Raw genomic sequence first — 21,354 nt, 5'->3', positions numbered from 1 at the left:
AGCATGAACAGCGCGCCCGAAACCGTGGTGTTGAAGACCCCTCCGGCGACGATCGGGGACATCGTCGCGATCGCGCGCCATGATGCCCGCATCGAAATCTCGCCCGAAGTCGAGCAGCGCATGGCTGCCGCGCGGGCTGTCGTCGACCGTTATGCCGAGCTGAACCTGCCCGCCTATGGGCTGACGACCGGGCTCGGCGCCGGTGTGGACACGCGCCTCGCGGCCGACGATCTCGTCACTTTCCAGATCAGGGTGCCGCAGGCGCGCGCCGTCGGCGTCGGAGCGGCTTTGCCGCGCGAGGCTGTCCGGGCGATGATGGCAGTCCGGGTCGCCGGCATGGCGGCGGGTGGCTCGGGCGTCTCGCCGCGCATCGTCGGATCGATGGTCGCGGCGCTGAACGCCGGCTTCCATCCGGTCGTTCCCTCGCTCGGGTCGATCGGCGCCGCCGACCTCGCCCCGCTCGCGCATATGGGACGGGCGCTTCTCGGCTATGGCGAGGCGGAGTTCGGCGGCGAGGTGATGCCGGCCCTCGAAGCACTGAAAAGGGCGGGCCTGGAGCCGCTCGCGCTTGGGCCGAAGGACGGCCATGCGATCGTCGTCGCCAACAGCCTGTCGGTCTCCCAGGCTTGCCTCGTCCTCCATGACATCGAACGCCTGTTCGAGTGGTCGCTGCTGTCGGTTGCGCTGAACTTCGAAGGCTTTCGCGCCAATACGACTGCCTTCGACGACCGCGCCCTTGCGGCACGGCCCGCCTTCGGCCAGCGGGCCGTCGCGGCGCGCCTGCGCGAACTCCTTTCAGGCAGTTCGCTGCTCGCGGAGGGGGCGGCGCGGCGCCTGCAGGACCCGCTCAGCTATCGCTGCGCGCCGCAGGTCTGGGGGGCGCTGTCGCATGCTATGGCGGAGGCCAGGGAAGCGACCGAGATCGAGCTCTCCAGCTCGGGCGACAACCCCGTGGTCCTGACATCGGAGGGGCTCATCCTCTCGCACGCCAACTTCGACCTGACGGCCTTCGTTCTGGCCTGGGAACGGCTGGGGCAGGCGCTGGCGCATTGTGCCGCGGCGACGGCCTACCGGACCATGAAGATCATGTCGCCCGGCATGTCGGACTTGCCGCGCTTCCTGACCTCGATGGGCCAGAACCGCTCCGGCTTCGCCACCGTCCAGAAGACCGTGTCGGCATTGGAGGCGGAAATCCGCCATCTTGCCGCGCCGGTCTCGCTCACGCCGATCCCTGTCGCCGACGGCGTCGAGGACCAGGCCTCGATGGCGCCGAGCGTTCTGGCGAAGACGGCGACCATCGTCGAGCGGCTGCGCTACCTCGTGGCGATCGAACTCATAGCCTCCGCCCAGGCGGTCGATCTCCGGGGCGTGCAAGACGAGCTCGGCGCCGGGTCGGGCGATGCCTACCGCTTCGTGCGCAGCCTGGTCGAGCCGCTGGGAGAGGACCGGGCGCAGGGGCCGGATTTCATGTGCCTCGGGGACGCCATCTCGCACGCCGCTCCGGCGGGGAGTGACTGACAGGGCGGCCGAACGAAGCCGCAAGACCCGGGAGGAAGACGGCCAGGCGCAGCCGGCCGGTCCAATGGAGACGCCTACCCAACGCTGCAATACAGAGGGAAACAACAATGAAGAAGTGGACCACGAAGGCTATCGTCGCAACCATCGCGATGGCGGCAGCGACACTGCAGCTGGCTGCGGCGGAACCAATCAAAGTCGGCAGCAAGAATTTCACCGAGCAGTACATCCTGGCCGAAATGTATGCCGCCGTGCTGGAAAAGGCCGGTTTCAAGGTTGAGCGCAAGATCAATCTCGGCGGCACCCTCATCGCCCACCAGGCGCTGACCACAGGTCAGATCGATCTCTATCCTGAATATACCGGCACGGCGCTGTCGGCCGTGGTGAAGGGCGAGACATCGACCGACCCGCAGAAGGTCTATGACGAGGTCAAGGATTTCTACGCCAAGAAATTCAACCTCACCTGGTTGAAGCCGACCGGGGTCAACAACGGCTACGTCATCGTCGTGCGCCGCGAGACGGCTCAGCAGAACCAGCTCAAGAGCCTTTCCGACCTCGCCAAGGTGTCCGGTTCGATGGTCTTCGGCGGCGGGCCCGAATTCCCCGAGCGCAAGGACGGCCTGCCCGGCCTGAAGCTGGTCTACGGTGCGGTATTCAAGGAATTCAAGCAGTTCGCCAAGCTCGGCCTGCGCTATGACGCACTGCAGCAGAAGGACATCGACGGGGCGAACGGCGCTGCGACGGATTGGCAGATCGTATCGCAAAACCTCGTGGCTCTGGACGACGACAAGGGGTTGTTCCCACCCTACTACGTTGCCCCGGTGGTTCGCCGTCAGACGCTCGAGGCCAATCCGAAGATCGCCGAACTGCTCGAGGCAGTAGGTACGCAAATCGACAACGCGACGATGCGCACCCTCAACGCCCGCGTCGAGAAGGACCGCGAAGAGCCTCGCGATGTCGCCGTGTCCTTCCTGAAGGACAAGGGCCTGCTCCGCTGACGCCCGGTCCCTTGCCGGCCGGGACCTCCCGGTCGGCAAGGGACCGTCCCTGACGTCGACCCCGACAGCACGGCAAACCGGCCCCTATCGGTTGGCTGCGGCCGGCAGCGAATGCGCATGCCGATCTCCCTGCCGGGTGGAGCCCCGGCAGAGGAGGGGGCGCGACCTTCCATTCGAATTGAAATCTGGGAAGACGAGAAATGCAGGAAATCTGGATCGACTACATCAACGCCTTGGACACCAAGGCGCTGGAACTGACCAACGACGAAATCCTCGATGCGGTGTCGGAAGCGCTGGCCGCGCAGGGGCGGGGCGAGACGGTGATCGAGCCCAGGGTTCACCTCGTTCCCGAGAGCTCCGACAAGGGGCACTTCAACGTGCTGCGCGGCTATGTGAAGCCGCTCGACTACGCCGGCGTGAAGGTGGTCGGCGATTTCGTCGACAACTACAAGGTCGGCTTGCCCTCCGAAATGGCAGTGCTGAACCTGTTCGATCCGCGCACCGGCATGCCCAAGGCCATCATCGACGCGACGGCCATCACCGACATGCGCACCGGCGCGATCACTGCGCTCGGCGCCAAGCATCTGGCGCGCAAGGACAGCAAGATCCTGGGCCATGTCGGCGCGCGCGGCACGTCCTACTGGAACGTCCGCCTGCTCGACCACCTGTTCGATTTCGACGAGATCCGTGTCCATTCGCGCCGCCCCGAGAGCCGCGAGGGCTTTGCCGCACGGCTGGAAAAGGATCTCGGCAAGAAAATCATCGTGACGGACAACTGGGAGGATTGCCTGAAGGGCGCCGACATCATGGTGGAGGCCAGTCGCCTGCCCGAGCCCACGCCGCTGTTCAAGACGAGCTGGGTCAAGAAGGGTGCCTTCGTGGTTCCCTACGGGACGATGAGCGCGCTGGAGTTCGATCTCACGGACATCATGGACAAGGTCGTCGTCGACGACTGGGGCCAGTGCCAGCCGGGACGTCCCTTCGGCGCGCTGCGCCGACATGTCGACGAGGGCAAGGTAACCCTGGAGACGCTGCACGCCGAGATGGGACAGATCGTCTGCGGCGCCAAGCCGGGGCGCGAGAGCGACGACGAGACCATCCTGTTCTGGCATCGCGGACTAAGCAGCACGGACGTGGCGCTGGGTGCGGCGATCGTCGCGAAGGCGAAGCGCATGAACCTCGGCCAGAAACTCCGTTTTGCCTGACCCGCATCATGAGCGACGCCAAACTCATCGCCTGTTCGCGAATGTACAATGTCTCGGCGGGCGTGCGCGCCCGGTGGGACGACCTGTTCGCGTGGCTGAGCCAAGAGGCCGGGGTGGCGCTGGACATCGTCGCCCACGCCCCGCCTGCGCCGCTCGCCGAACTCTGGGAACGGCGCGACATGGGGGCCGTGTTCATGTGCGGCTTCCCCCTGTCGCGCTGGTGCGAGGCGCAGCGTCCGACCATCCTGGCCGCACCCGTGGCGGAAGCGCCGTGGGCCGGCGGGCGCCCCTATTATGCCAGCCACATCGTCGTGACCGAAGACGGCCCAATCAGATCGGCCGCGCAGCTTGGGACCGCAACCTGGGGATGGACGGTGCGGGATTCGCAGTCGGGCTACCACGCGCCGCGCGGCTTGCTTGCCGACCTCCTGGAAGGAAAACTGCTCGCGCGGCTGCCGGTGGGACCGCTACTGAACCCCTCCGGCGTGGTGGAGGCGCTGCGCTGCGGTCGCATCGAGGCGGGCCCGATCGACGCCTACGCCTACGAACTGTTGGCGATGCATCAGCCGGACGCACTGGCCGGGCTGCGGATCGTCGCGACAACTGAACCGACACCCTGTCCGCCGCTCGTCTCGTCTCCCGGCGTGCCCGCCGAGATGCTGTCCACGCTGCAGCAGGCGCTGCTGCGGGCGCATGAGTGCGAGGACGGGCGTGGGCTGCTGCGCCAGCTCGGCCTGGCGCGGTTCGCGCATCCCGACGTGGCCGACTACCGGATCCTCGCCGAACGCGCGGATGCGGTCGACCGGAGGCTCGCCGCGTGGTGACGCCAGAGCCAACCAGCCTGAGCTGCGTCGTTTGATCGGCAGAGGTAACGGGCGGGTCTCCCAGGGGACCTGAGAGCTAGGAGCATCGTTTTGACTTGGGTTCCAAAGAATATCCCCCGGCTCGCCGAGGCATTGATGGAGCATCTGTACCTGGTCTTCTGCTCGGTGGGGATCGCTTTGGTGATTTCGCTTGCCGTCGGCATCTGGGCTGCCCGGCGTCCAAGGACTTTCACCAGCATCATTCTGGTGACGAGCATCCTCTTCGCCATTCCCAGCCTCGCGCTGTTCGCCTTGCTCATCCCCGTGATGGGCATCGGGCCGGCGCCTGCGATCCTGGGGCTCGCCGCCTATTCCCTGATGATCCTGGTCCGCAACATCGGCACGGGGTTCCAGGCGATCCCGGATGAAATCCTCGAGGCGGCGCACGGCATGGGCTACGGGACGGCCCGCAGGATCTGGGAGGTCGAGCTGCCGCTCGCGATGCCGTACATCGTCGGCGGAATCCGCCTCGCGGTCGTAACGGTCATCGGCATCGCGACCGTCGCCGCCTACATCAATGCCGGCGGTCTCGGCGTCATCATCTTCCAGGGCATTGACCAGAGGTTCCCCGAAAAGATCATCGCCGGCGGTCTGCTGACCTCGGCCCTGGCGCTGTCGGCCGACTACTTCCTCACATTGATGGAAAAGGCGCTGTGCCGGCGCAATGGGAGGCAAGCCTGATGATCGTCGTCGAAGCTTTTCAGTGGATCGCCGCAAATCTCGGCACGTTCACCGGTGCGTTCAACCGGCATATGGCGATGAGCCTGACTTCACTGGGCGTCGCGCTGGCTATAGCCCTTCCGTTGGGCGTCGCCGTGGCAAGATCGCCGCGCGCCGCCTTCGTGACGGTCAACGTCGCCGGCGCCGCGCGCTCCATCCCGAGCCTCGCCATTCTGGCGGCCGCCATGCCGATCATGGGCATCGGCCTCTGGCCCTCGGTGATCGCGTTGGTCGTTCTGGCCGTCCCTCCACTGCTGCTCAATACGATCATCGGCATACGGGAAGTGGATCCGGCTGTCCTCGATGCCGCCAACGGGATGGGACTGGGGCGAGCGGAGATTCTCTGGCAGATCGAACTGCCGCTGGCGGTGCCCTCTATCCTTTCCGGCGTCCGCACGGCGGCCATCCAGGTCATCGGCGGAGCCGCCCTCGCATCCTTCATCGGCGGCGGCGGCCTGGGCGATTTCATCAATGCCGGCATCGCCATCATGGACATGCCGCGTCTCCTCGTCGGGGCTATCCCCATCGCGCTTCTGGCGATCTTTGCGGAGCTGGCGTTCGGCTGGCTCGAGCGCAGCGTTTCCTACCGGCTCTGAAAGCGGAACAGGGATTCCAAGATGATACGGCTTGAAAAGGTGACCAAGAATTTTACCGGCAGCAATCGCCCGGCCGTGGACGAACTCGACCTCGACATCGAAGCCGGGACCACGGTTGCCATGATCGGCCCGTCGGGCTGCGGCAAGACGACCACCATGCGCATGATCAACTGCCTGGAGACCCCGACCTCCGGCCGGGTTCTGGTGAACGGCCGCAACGTCGCCGACACGGACCCGAAGCAGCTACGCCGAACCATCGGCTACGTCATCCAGCAGGTCGGCCTGTTTCCGCATATGACGATCGCCCGCAACATCGCCACCGTGCCCCGCCTGCTGGGCTGGGACAAGGCGCGGACCGACCGGCGCATCAACGAGCTTCTCGAACTCGTCAGCCTCGATCCGAGCGTCATGCGCGATCGCCTGCCGCATGAACTGTCGGGCGGCCAGCGGCAGCGTGTCGGCTTCGCCAGGGCCTTGGCTGCCGATCCCGCCATCATGCTGATGGACGAGCCCTTCGGCGCAATCGACCCGATCACCAGAGTCCGCCTCCAGGACGAATTTCGCCAGATCCTGAAGAAGGTCAGCAAGACCGTCGTCATCGTCACGCACGACATCGACGAAGCGATCAAGATGGGCGACCGCGTCGCGATCATGCGCGACGGTCATTTGCTGCAATACGACAGCCCCGAGGCGATCCTGGCCAATCCGGCCAGTGAATTCGTCGAGAACTTCCTCGGTCCGGATCGGACCATCAAGCGGCTCAGCCTGATCAATGTCGCGAGCGTGATGGCGGCGCCCCGTTCGTTCGCCGAGGGCCCTCAGATCTCGCCGGAGGCCAACCTGCATGTGGCGCTTGCATCCATCCTGGGCAAAAATCTCCAAGGCTTGGACGTCAAGGCACCGGACGGCACGGTCGTCGGTTATCTCGACCGAGATGCCATCCTTGCCTGTAACGTTGAACCTCATCCGGTTTGAAGTTCGCTCCGGTCCGACGATCCAATTCATCAATGGCGGCTCAGTCGCTCCAGGACCGCTCCATGCAGCGCCAGGCTGCCGCTTGCCACGACGCAGCGATGGCCGGAATGGATCGTGAGCTCCCGGCCCTCCCAATCGGTGATCGCACCGCCGGCATTGCGCACGATCGGCGTCAGCGCGCAGTAGTCGAAGGGGTCGAGCCCGCCGTCGACGCTGATGTCGAGCGCTCCGTCCGAGACACGGCCATAGGCGTGACAGCCGCCGCCATAGACGCACCATTTCGTATCGTTCCGGAGTCGTTCGAAGGCCGCCCGCTCACCGGCATCGAAGGGTTCGGGATTGCCGTTGCCGAGAATGGCATCGGGCAGCGACGCGCCCTTGCGGGTCTGCACCGCCTCGCCGTTGCGCCGCGTCGGCAGCCCGTCGCCGCCGATCCAGCGCTCGGCCGTGACGGGGTTGTCGATGATGCCGAGGATCGGCGCACCCTTGTAGGCCAGCGCGATCAGCGTGCCGAAGGTCGGGATACCGGTGATGAAGGCCTTGGTGCCGTCGATCGGATCGATGATCCAGACAAAGTCGCGGTCGAGGCCGAAAGATTCGTATTCCTCGCCCAGGATACCGTGATCGGGGTGGGCGGAGGCGAGCTCGCGGCGCAGGCGGTCCTCGACGCGGCGGTCGATCTCGGTGACCGGGCTGCGATCGGCCTTGGTGTCGAAGCTGCGGCCCTTGGCGATCGCGTCGCGGATGATTGCGCCGCTCAAGTCGGCGAGCCGCGCGGCGAAGCCGGCGAAGGCGTGGATGTCAGGTTTGGACATGGGCTTCTCCGGCGATGACCGCCGTGGACTTGGCGGGCGCGCGCTGGTGTCTGGCGAGCCGGTATTCGAGGGCTCGCAGGGCTGCGGTCAGGATGGCGGCGATGACGAGATAGATCGCGGCCGCGGTCACGAAGAGCTCGTAGGGCGCGAAGGTGCGCGCCACGATCGTGTTGGCGGTGCCGGTCAGCTCCATGATCGTGATGGTGCTCGCCAGCGACGTCGCCTTGAGCATGCTGACGACCTCGTTGGCATAGGCCGGAAGAGCGAGGCGGAAGGCGCGCGGCAGGATGATGACGCGATAGGTCATCGGTCCGGACATGCCGCAGGCATGGGCCGCCTCGATCTCCCCGGCCGGCACCGCCTGGATCGCGCCACGCAGGATATTTGCCGTATAGGCGGCAGTGTGCAGCGCGAAGGTCAGGACCGCGCAGAACCACGGCTCCCGGATAAAGGGCCAGAGCGCGCTCTCGCGGATGAAGTCGAATTGCGACAGGCCGTAATAGACCAGGAAGATCTGGACCAGGAGCGGCGTGCCCCTGAAGAAGGAAATGTAGAAGGCGACGACCGCACGGACCGGAGCGGGCGCCTCCAGCCGGGCGATCGCCATCGGCACGGCCAGCACAAACCCGAGCACGAGGGCGGCCGTCAGGAGTTGCAGGCTGAGCCAGGTGCCCTCGATCAGGGCGGGCAGGCTCTCGATCATCAGGGCCGGGTTCATCGCGCCAGCTCCCGTTCGCCGCGGCTGGCGCGGCGTTCCAGTCGGGTGACGAGGAAACCGTTGCTGGTGGTCAGCGCGTAGAAGATGACGGCGGCGATGAGGTAGAAGCGGAAGGGCTCGCCCGTGACAGCCGTCGCCATGCCGCTGACCCGCATGATCTCCTCCAGCCCGACCACCGAGACGAGCGAGGTGTCCTTGATCAGCGAGACCCAGTTATTGCCGAGGCCGGGCAGCGCGAAGCGCCAGATCTGCGGCAGGCGCACCGTTGTGAAGGCGTCCCACCAGGAGAAGCCGAAGGCCTCGGCCGCTTCGATCTGGCCTTTCGGGATGGCGAGGAAGGCGCCGCGTAGCACCTCCGCCGCGTAGCCGCCGAAGACGAGGCTGAGCGCGAACACGCCGGCAGCGAAAGCAGGAATCTCGACGAAGCCCGCCGCCAGGCCGACCGACTTGGCAAGCCCGGTCAGTGTGACCGATCCGCCGAAGTAGATGATCAGGATGATCAGCAGCTCCGGCGTGCCGCGCATCGCCAGCGTGAACAGGAAACCAAGCTGCCGGACCAGCCACAAGCGCGAGAGTTGAGCGAGCGCGCCGAGAATGCCCCAGACGAGCCCGAGCGCCAGCGCGGTGAAGGCGACCTCGAGGGTCACCAGCGCACCGTGCAGGAGCTGGCCGCCCCAACCCATCAGGACATCCATCGTCACGACCTCCGCCGCTTCCGGGCCAACCGCCTCGCCGCGCGATCAGGGCAGGACGCTGAACGACCAGTAGCGATCGTTGATGGCCTTGAAGGAGCCGTCCTTGAAGGAAGCGTTCAGCGCTGCGTCGATCTGGTCGCGGAGGGTGCTGTCCTCCTTGCGCAGCGCCACGCCGACGCCGGGACCGAACAGCGCGACGTTGTTGATCTCAGGGCCGACGAAATGGAATTTCTCGCCCCGCGGCTTCTGCAGGGGCGAAGGCGAGGTCGATCCGGCCCGATTGCAGGTCGAGCAGCAGGTTGTCGACCGTGTCGTACTGAGCGAGCTTCACGCCGGGGAACTCCTTGGTCATGAACTGCTCGTAGGTCGAGGAGCGCTGGAGCCCGACGGTCTTGCCGGCCAGTGCCTTCGGGTCCGGCTTGCCGTCAGCCGAGACCGGCTGGACGTTCAGCGTCTTGGCGCCGACGAAGCGGGCTGTGGAGGAGCGGTAGGGCACGCTGAAGTCGATCGACTTCTTGCGCTCGTCGGTGATCGACATGCTCGCCACGATCAGGTCGAACTTGCCGGCGAGCAGCGCCGGGATCATGCCGTCCCATTGCTGGCAGACGAAGACGAGATTGACGTTGAGGCGCTTGCCGATCTCGCGGGCCACGTCGATGTCGAAGCCCTGAAGCTCACCCTTGGCGTCGCGGAAATTGAAGGGCGGGTAGGTACATTCGCTGCCGACCTTGACGTCCTTCGCCGCTGCGCCCGCGGTGAAGGCGCCGAGCAATCCAGCGGCGACGAGAAATGGCTTCAGCATGTCGATCTCCCCTTTTGTCTGACGGCTCGATTCACAGGATGCGCTGCAGGAAGGCGCGGCAGCGCTCGGAGCGCGGATCGCCGAGGACCTGCTCGGGCGGGCCGCGCTCCTCGACGACGCCGCGGTGCAGGAACAGGACCTCGCTGGAGATCTCGCGGGCGAAGCCCATCTCATGGGTCACGATGATCATCGTGCGCCCTTCGGCGGCGAGCGTGCGCATCACCGCGAGCACTTCGCCCACAAGCTCGGGATCGAGCGCCGATGTCGGCTCGTCGAAGAGCAGCAGCGCTGGCTCCATCGCGAGGGCTCGGGCGATGCCGACGCGCTGCTGCTGGCCGCCGGAGATATGGGCGGGATAGGCGTGGCGCTTTTCGATCAGCCCGACCTTTTCGAGATAGGCCTCGGCGCGCTCTGTCGCCTCCTTGCGGCTCAGCCCAAGCACCTTGATCGGCGCCACCGCAATGTTTTCCAGAACGGTCAGGTGGGTCCAGAGATTGAAGCTCTGGAACACCATGCCGATACGGCTGCGCATCCGGTTGATCTGCTTGCGGTCGAGCTTTCCCTGGCCGGCGCCCTGCTGCGTCAGGCGGACCGTCTCGCCCTCGAAGCGAATGGTGCCGGCATCGGGAAACTCGAGGAAATTGATGCAGCGCAGGAAGGTGCTCTTGCCCGAGCCGCTGGCACCGATCATCGTGACGACGTCGTGGCTGCGCGCCGTCAGATCAAGCCCCTTGAGGACGGCAAGGTCCCCGAAGCTCTTCCTGACACCCTCGACTTCCAGGACTGTGCTGCGTTCGACGTTCATGAGAACTCCGCTGGTGCGGAGAACATGCGGGGCGGGGAAGGACCTCCCAAGGTCCAATTTTGCGATTTCGCTGGGGTCCAGTTTCGGCCTGGATCGAAAGCGCGCAAGCGCCGTTACTTGACGGTTTCGCAGGCCGCCTCGACGGCACGCACCACCGCTTCGGCGCAGGCCGGCAGCTTCTCGGTGCCGGTATTGCCGAAGCCGATGACGAGTCCGCGCCGGGTCGGGCCGCGGCAATATTGCGACAGAGCCGGGCAGTTTAAGCCCCAGCTCAGAAGCGACGCGGCGGCGGCGGTATCGTCGAACGGGACCCGGGACCTGATCGTGAGATGCAGACCCGCCGTGACCTGCGGGACAGTGAAGCGATCGCCGAGGCGCCGCCGCAGATGTTCGCCGAGCAAGAGCGAGCGCTCCCGGTAGATCGCCCGCATGCGCCGCAAATGCGCTGCCAGATGCCCCTCCGCCATGAAGGCGGCGACCAGCGCCTGGTCCGGCTGCGGCGCGTAAAGCGAGAAGACGCGCTGCGCCTGGGTGAAGGCTTCGATCAGGTTCGGCGGCACAACGAGATAGGCCAGCCTGAGGCCCGGTGCCAGAGCGCGGTTGAACGAGCTGGTATAGATGACGCGGGCATGGGGACCAGCGGCGAAGAGCGGTGGCTGTGCCTCTCCCGACCAGCGGATCTCACTGTTGAAATCGTCCTCCAGCACCCAGCCGCCATGGGTCTGTGCCCAGGCGAGCAGCGCCTGGCGCCGTGCCGGCGGCATCGAGCATCCGAACGGGTATTGCTCGACTGGAGAGATGACGACCAGTTTCGGCAGCGCCCCGACCTCAGCCCGGGTCGGGAGCGCGGCGGCGTCGAGCCCCATCTCGTCCACCGGAAGGGGGTGGATGCGCAGGCCGCTGAGCTCGAAGGTGGCGAGCTCGGCCAGGTGGCCGGGGTCCTCGACCGCGACGGTGTCGCCGACGTCAAGCAGGACATGGGCAACGAGCGCAGCCGCCTGGAGGGTGCTGCCGATGAGATGACCTGTTCCGGCGCACAGGCCAGGCCTCGCGCTTCTGCCAGATAGGCGGCGATCTGGTGGGTGAGGCCGGCGCGAGGATGGCCCACGCCGTAGCCCGTTTGCGAGATGGCGCGCGAACGCCAGTGCCGCGCCGCGATCCGGCTGAAGATCTCATAGGGAAATTCGTCGAGCGCAGGCATGCCCGGACTGAGGCCCAGCATCTCCGATCGCTCGGTTGGGAGGCGAAATTCGATCAACCGGGCCGCACGTTCCGACAACACGGTCTGGCCGGACGGCGGTGTGGGCAAGCTTGGGGTGGCTCGTGTCTGGTGATCCTCGGGCAGGATCTTGTCGACGAAGGTACCGGAGCCATGGGCGCGCCGGACATAGCCTTCCGCCTCCAACCGGTCATAGGCTTGCACCACCGTATTGCGTGCGAGCGATAACTCCTTGGCCAGGATGCGGCTGGGCGGCAGTCGCGTGCCGCGCGGAAGCATCCCCTCGACGATGCCGGCGCGGAACCGGGCGAAGATCTGCTCATAGAGCGGGATATCGCTATCGCGCTCGAGCCTGATCAGGTTCCAGACGGGATAGTTGAACTGGTTGGCCATTCGCCCTCGTCAGGCTGACACGCTCCTTCCGAATGGACGCGGACGCCGGATTCTCCAAGCGGATTTCGCGGTGGTCCTCCCGCGCCAAGCTCGATCTCTGGGACCTCGCGGCCGGTTGATGCGGCATCCCGTCGGAGGATGCACGATGCTTGTCGACGCTCGGCAGGTCCATCAGCGCCTAGCCTGGAATACCGGGTGCATCACCGGCCCTTTGCGGAGCTTGGCAACGTCAGGTGCCCAAGTAAATTCCGGCGAACTCGCACAGGCGCCGCTTTGGCGGCTTCCCAAATGAGAAGGGTCGTCACTCCTTCAGCCAGAGAAGTGACGTCCGGGACAATGAAACCGTCAACTCTTGCCCGATCTGGAAGATCTCGCGACCGGATTGAAACGGTGCATCCACCGCCACCTCCGTTTCCCCAACCCTGACGAGATATCGGACGCTCGCCCCGAGGAATTCGCGCCCTGCTACGGAGCCAGGTAGCGAGATGCCGTCGGCATTCCCAGCCAGAGTCGCATGCTGCGGGCGAAAGACGAGCTTGGCGCCGGGAGCGACTTCATGGCCAACCGGCAGAACGAGGCCTCCGGCAAGCTCGAAGCCTCGGCCGTCGGCAGTGGTCCGTCCATCGAGGATGTTTGCGCTTCCGAGAAAATTCGCGACGAAAAGATTGGCTGGATTCTCATAGAGCTCCATCGGCGTCCCGACCTGCTGGACGATCCCGTCATTCATGACCGCGATCCGATCGCAGATCGTGTTTGCCTCCTCCTGGTCGTGGGTGACGAAGATCGTGGTCAGGCCGAGACGCTGCTGCAGATCGCGCAATTCGCGGCGTACATGCACCCGCATCTTAGCATCGAGATTGGAGAGCGGCTCGTCGAGCAGCAGCACCTTGGGCTCGACCGCGACGGTACGGGCGACCGCGACACGCTGCTGCTGGCCGCCGGAGAGCTGCGAGGGCCGCCGCTCGGCGAGATGGGCGAGGCCGACGAGGCCCAGTGCCGCCTCCACGCGGCGCTCGACCTCGGCGCGCTTCACGCCGCGCTCCTCCAGCCCGAAGGCGACGTTGCGGCGCACCGTCATATGCGGCCACAGCGCATAGGACTGGAAGACCATGCCGACGTCGCGCTTCCACGGCGGCAGGTCGGTGATGGGCTTGCCGCCGATCCGGACCTCGCCGGCATCGGCATGGTTGAAGCCGGCGATCACGCGCAAGAGCGTGGTCTTGCCGCAGCCGGAGGGGCCGAGGAAGGCGAAGAACTCGCCAGGCTTGATCGCCAGGTTGATGTCCTTGAGCACATGGTTGGTGCCGTAGGAGAGGTTGACGCCTTCGATGTCGACTGAGACGGCGGGTGTGGTCAGGGAGACGGTCGCGTTCATGATCAGTGGCCCATTCCCTTGGCCTTCTGGCTGCGTTCGATGATGAGATGGGAGAGGAAGGTGCAGGCCGCGACGAGGATCACCGCGACGACGCCGAGCGCGGCACCGGGGCCGCGGCCCGCCGCCGACTGCATGAAGACATAGAGCCCATAGGCCAGCGGCGCGTCGGAATTGGACTGCACCAGCATCAGCGTCGCCGAGAGCTCGACGGCCGCCGTCGAGAACGAGGTGACGAAGCCGGCAAGGATGCCGCCAGCCATCAGCGGCACGACGATGCGCCGGACCGTGCGCGCCTTGGTAGCTCCCAGGTTCTCGGCGGCTTCCTCGAGCGAGACCGAGATCTGCTGGAGCGCCGCATAGCAGGCGCGCAGGGCATAGGGCAGGCGCCGGATGGCGAGCGCCATCACGATGGTGATCCAGAGCGCGGCGAGAGGCGTCCCGTCCGGCAGGGTAATGCCGTAGAAGGTCCTGAGATACCCGATGCCGAGCACCACGCCGGGGATCGCAAGCGCGGCTGTCGCCATCCAGTCTAGCCATTCGCGGCCGACGAGCTTGGTCCGCAGCACGAGATAGGCGATGGCGACGCCGAGCACGACGTCGATGCCGCCGGCGATCGTCGCGTAGATCAGCGTGTTCTTGATGTAGACCGAGCTCTCGCCGAAGACGCGGGCGTAATGCGCCGTCGTGAAGGCGTCGGGCAGGGGCGAATAGGACCAGATCGTGGCGAAGGAGAGCAGCAGCAGGCCCAGATGCGGTGCCAGCACCAGCGCGAGGATCAGGATGACGATGCCGTAGCCGAACACGGCCTCCATCGGCGTCATCACGCGCTTGGCGAGGCCGCCGCCGCCGCGCTGTGTCGTGGCGTAGTCGCGCCCCTTCAACGCCCTCGCCGAGAGCCACATCGCCGTGACCGAGGCGACGATCAGAACGACCGAGATGACGTAGCCCATCGGGTCGGCGATGCCGATCGAGGTGACCCGCAGATAGGCCTGCGGCGCCAGCATGTCCTTGACGTTGAGCAGGAGCGGGGTGGCGAGGTCGTCGAAGACCTTGACGAAGACGAGCGAGGCGCCAGCGAGATAGCCGGGCATCGCCAGTGGGAAGACGATCCGCCGAAACAGCCGGAAACCGGAGGAGCCGAGATTCTGCGCGGCCTCTTCCATGGCGCGGTCGACATTGCGGAGCGCCGCCGAGAGATTGATCAGGATGAACGGGAAATAATGGACGGATTGGACGAAGATGACGCCGTTCAGCCCCTCCATGAAGTCGATTTTGAAGCCGAACCAGTCGTCGAGCAGCAGGTTGATCGAACCGTTGCGGCCGAAGAAGAGCTGCATCGCCACCGCCCCGACGAAGGGCGGCATGATCAGCGGCAGGAAGCCGAGTGTCTGGACGATGGCCGCGCCGCGGAAGACGAAGCGTGTCGTCAGATAAGCCAGCGGCAGGGCGAAGACCGAGGCCCAGACCACCGACATTGCAGAGACATAGAACGAGTTCCACAACGAGCGCATGAACAGCTCGGTGCGGACAAAGTCGTAGAAGTTCACCAGCGTGAAGGTCGAGGTGCCCTTCTCGGTGAAGGCGACATAGATCACCGTCGCCACCGGCAGCACCAGGAACATCAGGAGGAAGGCGGCGATCGCCAGCGCCAGCGCGACCTGGCCGGGCGTGCCGGCGATGCGACGGGGGCGGGGAGCCGAGGTCGGAATGGCTGTCATGAGATCGCTGCGCGGGCTGTCATCCCGTGCGCGCCGCGGCATGAAATGCCGCTGCGCAGACACAGGACCGTCTTCAGGAAAGGCGCCTCTTCGTCACGCGGTCCCGCATCTGCGCCGCAGCGCGCTCGGGATGACATGCGCGGGAGAGCTTACTTCGCAGCCTTGAGAGCCTCTTCCGCCTTGGCCTTGGCCTTGGCGTAGTTGTCGCGGGCGAAGCTCGCCCACTGACTCTCGACCTCGGCCTGGCGGGCGCCCTTCTCCTTGGCGCCGGTGAAGGCGCCGCGCAGCTCCGCGCTCGCGGCCTGCGCCTCGTTGACCGGCATGGCGGCGAGCAGCACGCGGGCTTCCTCGGCCAGCGCCTTGGCCTTGTCGTTCGGCTTCTTGGCCAGGGCCGCATCGACCTCGTGCAGCACCTTGTTGACGCCCTTCAGCGCATCGAGCTGGAAGGAGATCAACTGGTCGAACAGCGTGTCGACGACAGCCGTGCGCTGCTCCGACTTGTCGACGTCAAAACCGATCATCTTCTGGAAGCGCGGGTCGGTGAAGGGGTTCGGATAGTCGGCGCCGGCCTTGGCATAGACGGCGGGATTGACCGGCAGGCGGCGGATGCCGGGCTCGAGAAGCACTTCCTGGCCGGTCGGCGAGAGCAGGAACTCGATGAAGGCTTCGGCAGCCGCCTTGTTCGGCGGGTTGGCGACGATGCCGACATTGGCCGGGACCACCGTCGTCACGCTCGGATAGACGAACTTCACCGGGAAGCCCGAGGCCTGGGCCGAGAAGGCGAAGAAGTCGATGACGATGCCGACGCCGACCTGGCCGGAATTGACCTGTTCGGGCACGCCGAAGGAGCGCTCGTTGATCGAGCGGAAATTGCCGGCCATCTCCTTGATGGTGCGCCAGCCCTTGTCCCAGCCCTCGCCCTGCAGGATCGTCTCGATCGTCAGGTGGGTCGTCCCGGAGCGCGACGGCGCCGCGATCGCGACATGGTCGTAGAAGATCGGCTTGGCGAGGTCCTGCCACTCCTTGGGCTCGGGCAGTTTGTTGGCCTTGGCATAGCGGTCGTTCCACATGATGCCGTAGCCGGAGGCGGCAAAGCCGAAATAGTAGCCCTGCGGATCGTTGATCGGATAGGAGCCGATCTTGTCGGGGATGCCGGTCGCCTTGGGCTTGTAGGCGGTGAGCAGCTTCTTGCCCTTCAGCACCTCGAAGGCGTCGGGCGCCGAGGCCCAGAACAGGTCGACCTGGTTGTTGGCCGTGGTCTCCTCGACATATTTCACACCGGCATTGGTGTTGCGGTTCTGCACTTCGAGCGTGACGCCCGGAACCGCCTTCTCGAACGCCTTCTTGATTGGATCCGTGACATCCTTCGAGAATGAGGTCACGACCGTGACCTTGCCCGACGACGTCTGGGCGAAGGCCACTGCAGGCAGGCTCACCGCGCCCAGCGCGGCGGCGATCACGAAACGGCGCGTCAACATTGTGAATCTCCCTCCGAGGTATTGTTGGTTGGGGTGAGCCCGGCGGAACTGCTCATTGTTCCACTGTCCGGCTCCCAGGCGAATGTCGGCAGGCAATAGCGCGGCGCGCCGGCGTTGCGGGCGAACAGGTCCTCGCAGCTTCGCCGAAACGCCTGGCTGCCTTCGTTCCAGCTCAGTTCGTCGCGATGAATGCCGCCGGCGATGAAGAGGCAATCCACGCCGGCGCGCGCCGCGCCGGCCAGGTCGTGTTCGAGCGAGTCCCCGATCGCGAGCAGGCGGCTGGGAGGCAATCCCAGCCGCTCCAGACAGGTGCGATAGATGCGCGCCTCCGGCTTGCCGTGATAATGCACCGTCCCGCCCATCCGCTCATAGGCGAGAGCGACTGCTCCGGGCGCCTCGAGCAGACGCCCGCCCGGATGGACACGGTGGCGATCCGGGTTGCCGCAGATCATCGGCAGCCCCAGTCGCAGAGCTCGTTCGAGTACGGGCCGCCACCCGGCGGCCGACTGCCTCTCGGCATCGATGCTGAGCGTGAAGAGAAAATCCGCCTCCTCGGGGGCTTCCACGAGGGTGAGGTCCAGGCCGTCGGCGAGATGTTGCTCGCCGGGCCGCGTGAGCGGCAGGCAACGCTGGCCGAGGTCTCGGTAGCCGGGCTCATCACGCCTCAACAACGCATCCCGGGCATCGTCGCCGGCGGAAACCACAACGTCGTAGAGGTCGCGGTGAAAGCCCATACTGGCGAGGATCGCGTCGTTCTCGCTGCCTCCGCGTCCCGAGTTCGAGAGGATGATGACGCGCTTGCCGGCTGCTCGGAGCGCCCGAAGGCAGGCCACGGCTCCTTCGTGAGCGGCAGCGCCGTCGTGCAGCACCCCCCACTGATCCAGCAGGAAACCGTCGTAACGCCTGGCCAGCTGCGCCACGCCCTCCACGAAGATTGTCTGCCCATGCAGATCAGACGATGCGAGAGCGGACATAGGCCGAAAGCGCCTCGCTGATGATGACGATGCCGAGGATGGCGATCAGGATCACGATCGCCTGCGACCAGGCGAACTGGTTGATCGAGGCGTAGAGCAGGAGCCCGATGCCGCCAGCGCCGACGAAGCCGAGCACGCTCGACTCCCGCACGTTGATGTCCCAGCGATAAATCGAGGTGCCGATCAGCACCGGCAGGATCTGCGGGAGGATCGCGATGCCATAGACCTGCAAGGTGCTTGCGCCGGTCGATTCCACCGCCTCGATCTGGCCGCCATCGACCTCCTCGATCGCCTCGGCGACGAGCTTGGCGATGAAGCCGACCGAGCGAGCTGCCACCGCGCAGATGCCGGCAACCGGCCCCGGCCCGAAGATCGCGACGAAGAGGAGGCCCCAGATCACCGTGTTGATCGAGCGGGACAGCACCAGCATGGTGCGTCCGATGAGCCAGGTCGCCTGGTTGTAGGTGGTGTTGCGCGCCGCGAGGAAGGCGACCGGCAGCGCGAAGACGATGGCGATCATCGTGCCGAGCGTCGCGATGTGCAGCGTCTCGATCAGCGGCTGGACGATGCGCGGCAGATAGGACCAGCGCGGCGGCCACATCCGCGAGATCAGGTCGGCCGCCTGCTCGTGGGCATCGGCGAAGAAGGCCCACTCGATGTCGAGCGCCGAGACCGACCACGCCGCAGCGACCGCGATGCCGCCGAGCCAGAGCCAGTGCACGATGCGCTCGCGCAGCGAATAGCGTTCCCACTGGTCGGGATAGCGGCGCATCGGCGCGCGGTCCTGCGGGAGCTGATGCGCCGTCATCTCAGCCTCCGCCTGGCCCAGTCGCTGAACCATTCGCCGAAGGCGACCATCGCCGCGATCGTCAGCAGGATCGCGCTGGCGAAGTCGAAATCATAGCGCGAGAACGAGGCCGACAGCGTCTGGCCGATGCCGCCGGCCCCGACGATGCCGATCACGGTCGAATGCCGGAGGTTGGAATCGAGCCGGTAGATCAGCACGCCCAGCGTCTTGACCAGGACCTGCGGGACGACCGCGTAGAAGAAAGTCTGGCCGAAGCTTGCGCCGGTGGCACGGATCGCCTCGACCGGGCCCGGCTTCATGTTCTCGATATCCTCGGCCAGCATCTTGCCGAGGAAGATCGCCGAGGAGAAGGCGAGCGTCAGCAGGCCCGCAACCGGGCCGAAGCCGAACAGCTTCACGAAGAAGATCGCGATGATGACCTCGTGGAAGGTCCGCCCCGTGACGATGAAGGCACGTGCCAGCAGATAGAGCGGGCGCGGCGAGAGATTGGCCGCGGCCGCGATGCCGATCGGGATCGACAGCACCGCGCCGATGATCGTCGCGGCGATGGCGATCTGCACGCTCTCGACCATGCCGGTCAGCAATAGCTGCCAGCGGCCGAAATCCGGCGGGACCATGCGCGCCAGGATCGTCCAGGCGCGCGGCAGGCCGGCGAGGATGCGGGCCGTGTCGACATTGAGCGTCGAGAGCGACCAGACCAGATAGGCAACCACCAGCATCCAGAACACCAGCCGCCGGCCGGGGCTGCCGAAGATGCTGGGCGCACGCCATTTGCTGGGATAGGAGGCTGCCGCCACCGTCATGACAGTGCGCCGAGCGGGGTCATCGTAGCGCTCGCGGGAGAAGTCTCGGCCTCCTCGTCCGTCGGGCTCGACCAGTCCTCCTCGCCATAGATTCGCGTCAGCGCCGCATCGCTCAGGGCGCCCGCTTCCGCGTCGAAGACGATCAGCCCGTCCTTCATGCCGATGATGCGGTCGGCATGGGCGCGGGCGAGCGCGACGTCGTGGATATTGATGATGGCCGGCGTCTGGCGCTCCGCGACGAGCTCGCGCACGAGGCGCATGATCTGGCGCGACGTCTTGGGATCGAGGCTCGCGGTTGGCTCGTCAAGGAGCAGCAGGTCCGGCCGCTGCATCAGGGCGCGTGCGATGCCGACACGCTGGCGCTGTCCGCCGGAGAGCGCGTCCGCCCGCTGGTTGTGGTAGCCATCGAGGCCGACGCGGTCGAGCAGGGCGAAGGCCGCCTGGATATCCTCGGGCGGGAAGCGGTAGCGCAACGAGGCAAGGAGGCCGGTATAGCCGAGCCGCCCCGACAACACGTTCTGCATGACGCTGAGCCGCTCGACCAGATTGTATTCCTGGAAGATCATGCCGATGCGGCGCCGTGCGGCGCGCAGGCCACGCCGGTCGAGCGCGACGATATCCTCGCCGGTGAGCCGCACGCTGCCCGCAGTCGGCTCGACCAGCCGATTGATGCAGCGGATGAACGTGCTCTTGCCGGCCCCCGAGGAGCCGATCACCGCCACGAGCTGCGGCCTGTCGATCACGACATCGACCCCGCCGAGCGCCTTCTTGCCGGTTGGATAGACCTTGGTCAGCCCCTCGACGGCCAGCAGCGGCGCGCCGCTGCCTGCCGCCGCCCCGAACGCCGCCGACATCAATCACCCTTCAGCTTCGAGAGGCCGTCCTGGGTATAGGTGATGCCGCTGTTGCTCTGGATCAGGATGATGTCGCTCCAGGCGTCCTTGTAGCTGAGCTGCTTGAAGCCTTTGGTGTCCTTGAACTCCTTGGCGAGCGCGGAATTAAGGAAGTCGAAGGTCAGGAAGGCCTGCTTGATCCTGGCCTGCAGCTCGGGCTTGAGGTCATGGGCGAGACCGAAGGCCGTGCGCGGGAACGGGCTCGACTCATAGACGATGCGGATGTCGTCGCGCTTGAACATGCCGCGATCGGCCATACGCTCGACGACGCTGGAGGCGACCGGCGCCGCATCGTAGTCCTTGTTGACCACGCCCATGATCGAGTTGTCGTGCTTGCCCGAGTAGAGGACCTCGTAGTCCTTGCCGGGTACGACGCCCTTCTCCTTGAACAGGATGCGCGGCGCGGTGTCGCCGGAGTTCGACGAGGGCGCGACATGGGCCACGCGCTTGCCCTTGAGATCAGCGATGCTCTTGATCGGCGAATCCTTCGGCACGATGAGCTGGAGCGTGTAGCCGATCGAATCGTCCTTCTTCGCCATTGCGACAATCGGCACGAAGCCTGCGAGATTGACCGCAAACGGCGTCGGTCCACTGGCGACGCCCGCGATGTGAAGGCGCCCGGAGCGCATCGCCTCGACCTGCGCGGCATAGGACTCGGCGCCGAACCATTTGATCTTCTTGCCGGTGACCTTGCTCAGATGGGCGAGGAAGTCGGCGAAGACGTTTTCGTAGACCGACGGATCTTCGACCGGCGTGTAGGAGAAGATCAGCGTATCGGGGTCTTTCTGCTTTGCCGCATCGGTCGGCGTGTCGGCGAGCAAGTCGCGATTGGTGTCGCAATAGCGTGCATCGAGCGTCCCGCGGTTCGCACAATCCTGCGCCTGCGCGGAGCCCGCGAGCCCGACACCAAGAGCGAATAGGCAAAGGAACGCGGTTTTGACGCGCAGCATGGCAACCTCCCCGGAAGCGGCGCCTGTGAACAGCGC

The 21,354-nt window shown here is 66.0% G+C and carries 22 protein-coding genes and 1 pseudogene; 7 read left to right on the top strand and 16 right to left on the bottom strand.

The features are described from left to right. Positions 1–3 precede the first annotated feature (3 nt). The 7 genes from AC1DDA_RS08085 to AC1DDA_RS08055 all read left to right on the top strand — a co-directional run bounded on the left by AC1DDA_RS08085 (position 4) and on the right by AC1DDA_RS08055 (position 6,872). Positions 4–1,518 (top strand): HAL/PAL/TAL family ammonia-lyase, encoded by a 1,515-nt coding sequence (locus AC1DDA_RS08085; RefSeq protein ID WP_476795367.1) that lies wholly within the window; start codon positions 4–6, stop codon positions 1,516–1,518. Positions 1,519–1,625: 107 nt separating this feature from the next. Further along, positions 1,626–2,513 carry a glycine betaine ABC transporter substrate-binding protein gene (locus tag AC1DDA_RS08080; RefSeq protein ID WP_476795366.1) on the top strand — a complete coding sequence of 296 codons (888 nt, stop codon included), beginning with the start codon at positions 1,626–1,628 and terminating at the stop codon, positions 2,511–2,513. 200 nt (positions 2,514–2,713) lie between these two features. Further along, complete coding sequence (locus AC1DDA_RS08075) at positions 2,714–3,718, top strand: ornithine cyclodeaminase family protein (RefSeq protein ID WP_441513164.1); 1,005 nt, start codon at positions 2,714–2,716, stop codon at positions 3,716–3,718. Between the two features lie 8 nt (positions 3,719–3,726). Next, positions 3,727–4,542: a phosphate/phosphite/phosphonate ABC transporter substrate-binding protein gene (locus tag AC1DDA_RS08070; RefSeq protein ID WP_476795365.1), complete on the top strand. Its 816-nt coding sequence runs from the start codon at positions 3,727–3,729 to the stop codon at positions 4,540–4,542. 90 nt (positions 4,543–4,632) lie between these two features. Then, a complete protein-coding gene (locus tag AC1DDA_RS08065) occupies positions 4,633–5,262 on the top strand; it encodes an ABC transporter permease (protein ID WP_476795364.1) in 630 nt (209 codons plus the stop codon). Further along, positions 5,262–5,897, top strand: coding sequence for an ABC transporter permease (locus AC1DDA_RS08060; protein WP_476795363.1), 636 nt, complete (start codon positions 5,262–5,264; stop codon positions 5,895–5,897). Before AC1DDA_RS08065 ends, AC1DDA_RS08060 begins: the two co-directional genes overlap by 1 nt. Positions 5,898–5,918: 21 nt before the next feature. Continuing rightward, the gene (locus AC1DDA_RS08055; RefSeq protein WP_476795362.1) at positions 5,919–6,872 is read left to right on the top strand and encodes an ABC transporter ATP-binding protein; all 954 of its coding nucleotides are present in this window, start codon (positions 5,919–5,921) and stop codon (positions 6,870–6,872) included. A 29-nt stretch (positions 6,873–6,901) separates the two neighbouring features. On the opposite strand, the gene AC1DDA_RS08050 is transcribed toward AC1DDA_RS08055, so the two are convergent. The 16 genes and pseudogenes from AC1DDA_RS08050 to phnD all read right to left on the bottom strand — a co-directional run bounded on the left by AC1DDA_RS08050 (position 6,902) and on the right by phnD (position 21,318). Next, the gene (locus AC1DDA_RS08050) at positions 6,902–7,687 is read right to left on the bottom strand and encodes an inositol monophosphatase family protein (RefSeq protein ID WP_476795361.1); all 786 of its coding nucleotides are present in this window, start codon (positions 7,685–7,687) and stop codon (positions 6,902–6,904) included. Then, a complete protein-coding gene (locus AC1DDA_RS08045; RefSeq protein WP_476795360.1) occupies positions 7,674–8,405 on the bottom strand; it encodes an ABC transporter permease in 732 nt (243 codons plus the stop codon). Before AC1DDA_RS08045 ends, AC1DDA_RS08050 begins: the two co-directional genes overlap by 14 nt. After that, positions 8,402–9,100, bottom strand: a complete 699-nt coding sequence (locus AC1DDA_RS08040) for an ABC transporter permease (RefSeq protein ID WP_476795656.1) — start codon at positions 9,098–9,100, stop codon at positions 8,402–8,404. Before AC1DDA_RS08040 ends, AC1DDA_RS08045 begins: the two co-directional genes overlap by 4 nt. A 45-nt stretch (positions 9,101–9,145) precedes the next feature. After that, positions 9,146–9,271: a hypothetical protein gene (locus AC1DDA_RS08035; protein ID WP_476795359.1), complete on the bottom strand. Its 126-nt coding sequence runs from the start codon at positions 9,269–9,271 to the stop codon at positions 9,146–9,148. A gap of 37 nt (positions 9,272–9,308) precedes the next feature. After that, positions 9,309–9,902 (bottom strand): transporter substrate-binding domain-containing protein, encoded by a 594-nt coding sequence (locus tag AC1DDA_RS08030; RefSeq protein ID WP_476795358.1) that lies wholly within the window; start codon positions 9,900–9,902, stop codon positions 9,309–9,311. 31 nt (positions 9,903–9,933) lie between these two features. After that, entirely contained in the window at positions 9,934–10,707 is a 774-nt protein-coding gene (locus AC1DDA_RS08025; RefSeq protein ID WP_441513173.1) for an ABC transporter ATP-binding protein, read from the bottom strand. A gap of 113 nt (positions 10,708–10,820) precedes the next feature. Continuing rightward, a complete protein-coding gene (locus AC1DDA_RS08020; RefSeq protein WP_476795655.1) occupies positions 10,821–11,681 on the bottom strand; it encodes an aminotransferase-like domain-containing protein in 861 nt (286 codons plus the stop codon). 392 nt (positions 11,682–12,073) lie between these two features. Then, positions 12,074–12,319, bottom strand: a pseudogene (locus AC1DDA_RS08015) (GntR family transcriptional regulator); the annotation flags it as partial. Positions 12,320–12,620: 301 nt separating this feature from the next. Next, on the bottom strand, positions 12,621–13,694 hold the full coding sequence (locus AC1DDA_RS08010; RefSeq protein ID WP_476795357.1) for an ABC transporter ATP-binding protein: 1,074 nt from the start codon (positions 13,692–13,694) through the stop codon (positions 12,621–12,623). A gap of 2 nt (positions 13,695–13,696) precedes the next feature. Beyond that, a complete protein-coding gene (locus tag AC1DDA_RS08005; protein WP_441513176.1) occupies positions 13,697–15,412 on the bottom strand; it encodes an ABC transporter permease in 1,716 nt (571 codons plus the stop codon). A 149-nt stretch (positions 15,413–15,561) separates the two neighbouring features. Further along, entirely contained in the window at positions 15,562–16,890 is a 1,329-nt protein-coding gene (locus AC1DDA_RS08000) for an ABC transporter substrate-binding protein (RefSeq protein WP_476795356.1), read from the bottom strand. Next, a complete protein-coding gene (locus tag AC1DDA_RS07995) occupies positions 16,884–17,864 on the bottom strand; it encodes a TIGR01459 family HAD-type hydrolase (protein ID WP_476795355.1) in 981 nt (326 codons plus the stop codon). Before AC1DDA_RS07995 ends, AC1DDA_RS08000 begins: the two co-directional genes overlap by 7 nt. After that, the gene (gene phnE, locus AC1DDA_RS07990; protein WP_476795354.1) at positions 17,842–18,672 is read right to left on the bottom strand and encodes a phosphonate ABC transporter, permease protein PhnE; all 831 of its coding nucleotides are present in this window, start codon (positions 18,670–18,672) and stop codon (positions 17,842–17,844) included. Before phnE (AC1DDA_RS07990) ends, AC1DDA_RS07995 begins: the two co-directional genes overlap by 23 nt. After that, positions 18,669–19,475 (bottom strand): phosphonate ABC transporter, permease protein PhnE, encoded by an 807-nt coding sequence (phnE, locus tag AC1DDA_RS07985; RefSeq protein ID WP_476795353.1) that lies wholly within the window; start codon positions 19,473–19,475, stop codon positions 18,669–18,671. Before phnE (AC1DDA_RS07985) ends, phnE (AC1DDA_RS07990) begins: the two co-directional genes overlap by 4 nt. Then, a complete protein-coding gene (phnC, locus tag AC1DDA_RS07980; RefSeq protein ID WP_476795654.1) occupies positions 19,472–20,287 on the bottom strand; it encodes a phosphonate ABC transporter ATP-binding protein in 816 nt (271 codons plus the stop codon). The genes phnE (AC1DDA_RS07985) and phnC overlap by 4 nt, the downstream gene beginning before the upstream one ends. Positions 20,288–20,328: 41 nt before the next feature. Beyond that, a complete protein-coding gene (gene phnD / locus AC1DDA_RS07975) occupies positions 20,329–21,318 on the bottom strand; it encodes a phosphate/phosphite/phosphonate ABC transporter substrate-binding protein (protein ID WP_476795352.1) in 990 nt (329 codons plus the stop codon). Between the last annotated feature and the right edge of the window lie 36 nt (positions 21,319–21,354).

This window comes from Allobosea sp. 10N428 (assembly GCF_056394545.1).
The sequence above is the reverse complement of the archived record's forward strand: the minus strand, read 5'-3'. Positions and strand labels throughout refer to the sequence as shown.